The sequence below is a fragment of the Nocardiopsis halotolerans DSM 44410 genome (assembly GCF_000341065.1).
Taxonomy (GTDB): Bacteria; Actinomycetota; Actinomycetes; order Streptosporangiales; family Streptosporangiaceae; genus Nocardiopsis; species Nocardiopsis halotolerans.
This window is the reverse complement of the sequence record NZ_ANAX01000254.1, coordinates 1-5950: the sequence shown is the minus strand read 5'-3', so window position 1 is coordinate 5950 and position 5950 is coordinate 1. Positions and strand designations below refer to the sequence as shown.

The following is a 5950-nucleotide window of genomic DNA, read 5'->3' as shown; positions in this document are numbered from 1 at the left end:
GGGGAGCCGGTCGACCCGGTCGGCGCTGGTGGAGCGGCTGCGGCAGCTGGGATACCACCCGGTGCCCGAGGGAGGGGACGGGTCGATGCGGCTGAGCCGCCCCGAGGTGCGGCGGGCCGATCCCGTGGACGTCCCCCCGGCCCCGGGCGAACGGGGGACCTCGGCCGAGCTGGCGGTCGCCGCGGTGCGCGCCCTGCGTGCGGGTGACGAGGCCGCCACGGCGGCGCGCAGGCCGATTCCGCTGCCCGAGGACGGCCCTCCGGGGTCGCGGTCGGCGGCGGTGCTGGAGGCGCTCACACACGCCGCCAGGGACGGACGGAGGGTGTGGATCGGCTACACCGACACCGACGGCCGCCAGGTGAGCCGGATCGTGGAGCCGTCGGGCGTGGACGGGGGCTTCCTGACCGCCTACGACGCGACCCGCGCCGCGGTGCACCGGTTCGCCGTGCACCGGGTGACCGCCGTGGCCGAGCTGGACCCCGATCCCCAGCAGGAACCCGAACCCCGGTAGGGCGTGGGCGACGGGACCGACCCGGGCACGCCGGAGGACCCCGCCGTCCGCTCCGGGTCCTCCACCGTCACGGTCCACGGGCGGGGCCCGTCGGGAACCCGGGGGTTCAGGCCGGGTCGGGGACGCGGCCGCGCCACGTTCCCTCGTCGCGGGTGAACAGAGCCGCCAGCATGGCACCGAACACGAAGGGGAGCACCAGCGGTATCAGGAGGCCCCAGGCGTCCCCGACCGTGAACAGGTCCCCGTTCAGCAGGGCCTGCGCCACGGTCTGGAAGGCGACGTGGAAGCCCACACAGGCCCACACGTTGCCCGTGACCAGCCGGACGCACCCCAGCACCACGCCCATGCCCAGGAACAGCGGGAGCCGCTCGGACAGCACGCCCCACCCGGCCTCGGGGATCCACAGCGCCAGACCGAACACGGTGAAGAGCGCGGCCTGGGCGAGTACCGCGAGCCAGCCCGACATGACGGTGTTGAGGTTGCGAAACAGGTAACCGCGGAAGATCAGCTCCTCCGGCACCGCCTCGAACAGCAACACCAGGACCACCAGCACGGCCACGGCCGCCACGGTCTCGGGCAGGGGGCGGTTCGCGGTGATGTCCACCCATCCCAGCAGCACGGCCGCGACGAGCCCGGCCATGCCGGGGAGCAGCCAGGAGGCCGCGCCCGCCAGGAACGGCGCCCATCCCCGGCGCGGCCCGGTCAGGAGGAGTCCGCCCCACGGGCGCCGGTCCAGGTACCGGCGGGCCAGCCACACCATGGGGACGGCCAGCACGAACACCGTCAGGGCGTTCACCCAGTGCCGTGGACCGCCCTGGGGGCTCTCCGGGAGCCGGTCGCTGATCCAGCCCATCAACTGCCAGATCAGGAAGGTCGCCACCATGACGGCGGCGATCCGCAGGAGGAGGTGGGGCCTGCGCTCGCCCGTGGGGGTCGTCGTGCTCGGGAGGTTCATGCCACCAGCCTTCCCGGACCCCGGTCGGGCTTCCATCGGGGAGAACCCCACACCGTCCCGGACGCGTCCCCGACACCCGTCTCGGGGAGCCTTCGGTCCTCGGCGGCGGTCCGCGCGTCGCGGTGCCCGGACCGGGCGGCTCGGCGCGCCTCCGCGTACCGGGTCGCACACGGTCGGCGCGGAGGCGGCGGGCTAGGCTGGAGGCGAGTTGGTCGACCCACCGACACGAGAGAACCCCCATGAGCAACGCATCGCTGCCCCCCGGGGCGTCGTCCCCCCGTGAGCACGGACGTGACGACGACCGCGAGCGCGGGAGGACCCGGGACCCGGAACGCGACGGGGAACGCGGGAGCGGCCGTGACGACGTCCGCGGGGAGGGTCAGGCCTCGGGCGGGGCGAACAGCTCCACCATGGCGTTGATCCTGCACGCCCTGACCTTCGTATGCTGCATGAACTGGCTCTTCGGTATCGCCGGGATCGTGTTCGCGGTGCGCGCCGCCCACGCGCGCGACCGGGGTCGGCTGGTCCAGGCGGAGACCCTCACACGCTACTCCTGGTACTGCCTGGGCGCGGCCGGGGTGATGCTCTTCGTGATGCTGGTGTTGACGCTCGTGATGTTCACGCAGGCGGGATCCTGGATCCAGGGGATCGTCCCGGTCACCAACTACTGAACCGCGTTTGGTGGACCGGGCCGGCGGGCAGCGCGTCCGCACGAGCGGCACACGCGGTCGGGGAAGGGGGCACGAGTGGTGATGAACGGCGGAGGCGGACCCAGGGCCTTCTGGGAGAGGAAGCACGGTTTCACGCTCGGATCACCGCCGCCCGGAGGCGGTGCGATCCCCGAGCGGCCCGCTCCGTCGGAGCCGTTCCGGCTGTCCGGCACCTCGGGACCGGCCAGGCCGCCGGAGCACCCGTTCCCGTCCTCGGCACCGCCCGGTCCGTTCCCCGGAACGCCCCCGCCCTCCGGTCCTCCCGCACGGGTGGGCGGCGCGGTGGCGGCGCTGGTGGTGTCGGTCCTCACCGTGGTGGGGCCGGGTCTGATGGCCTATCTGGGCTTCTGGTTCTTCCTGCTGGCGGTGAACGTGCCCGGGATCTGCTTCGGGATCGCGGCGCTGCGCGCGGTCCCCGACGCCGAACGGGTCGAACGGCACATCCGGGGGGCCTGGGCGTGCGTCTTCGCCTACGTCGCCCTGTTCGTCCTGTTCATGATCCCGATCGTGTTCCTGGCCGTGATGATGACGCTGTTCGCCTACTGACCGACGTTCCCGGCGCGGTGGCCGCCAAGGTTCTCCGGCCGGCCCCGTCCGCACCGCTGGTCCCGTCCCTGTGGCGAGCTCCGGCGCCCCAACCTCGCCACAGGGACGAGAGCGTTCGGGTTCGGAGCGCTCCCGTCCCTGTGGCGACGGCTACGGTCAGCCCGGTGGGCGTGTCCGGGGGTTCGTCACCACCCGCCGTGGGAAGGACGGACGCACGTCCGGGCATGATCGGAGGGCGGGACGCGTTGCACCTGAGGCCGTCCCCTGCCCCGTGAGATTGAAGGTCCGTGTGTCCTGCCTGATCGTCCAGTCCGACAAGACGCTCCTGCTGGAGGTCGACCACGAGCTCGCCGACGAGTGCCGCCGGGCCATCGCCCCCTTCGCCGAGCTCGAACGCGCACCCGAACACGTGCACACCTACCGGATCACGCCGCTGGCCCTGTGGAACTCCCGTGCCGCCGGACACGACGCCGAACAGGTCGTGGACGCGCTGATCCGGTTCTCCAGGTTCCCCGTACCGCACTCGCTGCTGGTGGACATCGCCGAGACGATGGACCGCTACGGGCGGCTCCGGATCGTCGGCGACCCGCGGCACGGGCTGGTCCTGGAGTCCTCCGACCGGGCCGTGCTGGAGGAGGTCGTACGCGCCAAGAAGCTCAGGGGGATGCTGGGCGAGCGGCTGGGCGAGGACTCGGTCGCCGTGCACCCGAGCGAGCGCGGCAACCTCAAGCAGGCGCTGCTGAAGACCGGCTGGCCCGCCGAGGACCTGGCCGGGTACGTGGACGGCGAGGCCCACCGCATCGACCTCGACCAGGAGGGCTGGGAGCTGCGCGGCTACCAGCGTGAGGCCGCGGAGAGCTTCCACGCGGGCGGCTCCGGCGTGGTGGTGCTGCCGTGCGGCGCGGGCAAGACCGTGGTCGGCGCGGCGGCCATGGCCATGACCGGAACGACCACGCTCATCCTGGTGACGAACACCGTGTCGGTGCACCAGTGGAAGACGGAGCTGCTGCGGCGTACCTCGCTGACCGAGGACGAGATCGGCGAGTACTCGGGGACCCGCAAGGAGATCCGGCCCGTCACGATCGCCACCTACCAGGTCATGGCGGCCAGGCGGAAGGGCGTGTACACGCACCTGGAGCTGTTCGACGCCCGTGACTGGGGGCTCGTGGTCTACGACGAGGTGCACCTGCTGCCCGCGCCGATCTTCCGGATGACCGCCGACCTCCAGGCACGGCGCCGTCTGGGCCTGACCGCGACCCTGGTGCGCGAGGACGGCCGTGAGGGCGACGTGTTCTCGCTGATCGGCCCCAAGCGCTACGACGCGCCCTGGAAGGACATGGAGAACCAGGGGTGGATCGCCCCGGCCGACTGCGTCGAGGTCCGGGTGGACCTGTCGGAGTCCGAGCGACTGGCGTACGCGACCGCCGAACCGGAGGACCGCTACCGGTTCTGCGCCTCCTCCGAGACGAAGGCCTCCGTGGTCCGGGAGATCGTGGACCGCCACCCCGAGGAGCAGGTGCTGGTCATCGGCTCCTACATCGACCAGCTGGACGACCTCGGGGAGTCGTTGGGGGCGCCGGTGATCAAGGGCGAGACCCGCAACAAGGAGCGCGAGCGGCTCTTCGACGCCTTCCGTTCCGGTGACCTGCGAACGCTGGTGGTGTCGAAGGTCGCGAACTTCTCCATCGACCTGCCCGAGGCCGGTGTCGCCGTGCAGGTGTCGGGTTCCTTCGGCTCCCGGCAGGAGGAGGCCCAGCGGCTCGGCCGGGTGCTGCGTCCCAAGACCGACGGCCGGGCCGCCCGCTTCTACGCCGTGGTCGCGCGGGACACCCTGGACCAGGACTACGCCGCGCACCGCCAGCGCTTCCTCGCCGAGCAGGGGTACGCCTACCGGATCACCGACGCCACCGACCTGCTGTCGGGCGAGGAGATCTGAGCGGACGGGTTCGCCGGGGCGGGGTGGCGCGGCGGCACCCGCGGTGAGCGCGGCCCCTCGGCGCCGTCCTCAGACGGAGGGCAGGACGCCCATGACGTAGGTGCCCGCCGCGATCCCCCAGGCCACCAGGGAGTAGCTGAGGGTGCGGGTGCGCAGGACGCGGTCGCCCCGCACGGAGGGCGCGGTGAAGGCCGCCACGAGGAGCCCCATGCCAAGGAGCGCGGGGACGGCGGAGGCCAACGAGAAGAGCTGGGTCTGGGCGGCGCATTCGGCGTAGCCGGAGGTGCCGGGATCGCCACAGAACACGTCGTCTCCCGATCGTTCGGTGCGGGCGGTACTTACCGACCGTACCGTTTCGGCGGGGGAGAGTCGCCAATGGGGATGACCGTATCCCGGCCGTGCCCCCGCCGTCGCCCTGCCCCGCCCCGCAGCTCGCCGCATGTCACCGAACCGGATTCGGTTTTTTGACTCCGGACACCCCCGCCGCCCTTTACACGAACCCTTCTCGTGTCCAATCATGAGGGCACAGCAGCCCCCTCCAGGAGGTCCTCCCCATGCCCGACTCTCCCGCCCCCTCCCCCGCTTCCGCGTCCTCCGCCCTCCCCGGTCCACCCCCGCCGACCCCGCACCGCACCGGCTTCCACTCGCTCCGGGACGGCGGCCTGAACTGGGACGCGCTTCCGCTCAAGCTGTTCGCCAAGGGCAACGCCCGGTTCTGGAACCCGGCGGACATCGACCTGAGCCAGGACGCCGAGGACTGGAAGAAGCTGGGTGAGGGGGCGAGGAAGCGGATCCTGCGGCTGTGCGCGTTCTTCGTCGCGGGCGAGGAGGCGGTCACCGAGGACATCCAGCCCTTCATCCGTGCCATGGCCGCGGAGGGGAGGCTGGGCGACGAGATGTACCTGACCCAGTTCGCGTTCGAGGAGGCCAAGCACGTCCAGGCGTTCCGGATGTGGCTGGACGCGATCGGCGTCCACGAGGACCTGCACCGGTACGTCGACGCGAACCCGGGCTACCGGGCGTTGTTCCACGAGGAGTTGCCGGGGGCCCTGGAGACGTTGCTGGCGGACCCCAGCCCCCGCAACCAGGTGCGCGCCTCGGTGACCTACAACCACGTCATCGAGGGGTCGCTGGCGCTGACCGGGTACTACGCGTGGAACCACGTGTGCACGGTGCGGGACGTCTTCCCGGGTATGCGCCAGATCGTGCGGAGGATCGGGGACGACGAGCGCCGCCACATGGCGTGGGGGACCTTCACGTGCCGCCGCCACGTCGCGGCCGACGACGCCAAC

General features: G+C 72.1%; 7 protein-coding genes. 5 read left to right on the top strand and 2 right to left on the bottom strand.

The annotated features are described in order from the left end of the window. Nucleotides 1–511, top strand: a 511-nt coding sequence (locus D455_RS0119830; protein ID WP_026122800.1) for a WYL domain-containing protein, incomplete at its 5' end; no start/stop codon positions are given. Between the two features lie 106 nt (nt 512–617). On the opposite strand, the gene D455_RS0119825 is transcribed toward D455_RS0119830, so the two are convergent. Further along, nucleotides 618–1466 (bottom strand): CPBP family intramembrane glutamic endopeptidase, encoded by an 849-nt coding sequence (locus tag D455_RS0119825; protein WP_017572450.1) that lies wholly within the window; start codon nt 1464–1466, stop codon nt 618–620. 239 nt (nt 1467–1705) lie between these two features. On the opposite strand from D455_RS0119825, the gene D455_RS0119820 reads away from it, so the two are divergent. The 3 genes from D455_RS0119820 (at nt 1706) to D455_RS0119810 (ending at nt 4658) form a co-directional block, all read left to right on the top strand. Continuing rightward, the gene (locus D455_RS0119820) at nt 1706–2137 is read left to right on the top strand and encodes a CD225/dispanin family protein (protein ID WP_017572449.1); all 432 of its coding nucleotides are present in this window, start codon (nt 1706–1708) and stop codon (nt 2135–2137) included. Nucleotides 2138–2212: 75 nt separating this feature from the next. Continuing rightward, nucleotides 2213–2722: a hypothetical protein gene (locus tag D455_RS35520; protein WP_241480286.1), complete on the top strand. Its 510-nt coding sequence runs from the start codon at nt 2213–2215 to the stop codon at nt 2720–2722. Between the two features lie 289 nt (nt 2723–3011). After that, complete coding sequence (locus D455_RS0119810; RefSeq protein ID WP_017572448.1) at nt 3012–4658, top strand: DNA repair helicase XPB; 1647 nt, start codon at nt 3012–3014, stop codon at nt 4656–4658. 69 nt (nt 4659–4727) lie between these two features. On the opposite strand, the gene D455_RS0119805 is transcribed toward D455_RS0119810, so the two are convergent. Then, the gene (locus D455_RS0119805; RefSeq protein WP_017572447.1) at nt 4728–4964 is read right to left on the bottom strand and encodes a hypothetical protein; all 237 of its coding nucleotides are present in this window, start codon (nt 4962–4964) and stop codon (nt 4728–4730) included. A gap of 248 nt (nt 4965–5212) precedes the next feature. Between D455_RS0119805 and D455_RS31065 the strand changes: the two genes are divergently transcribed. Continuing rightward, on the top strand, nt 5213–5950 hold a 738-nt coding region (locus D455_RS31065), incomplete at its 3' end, for a R2-like ligand-binding oxidase (protein ID WP_017572446.1).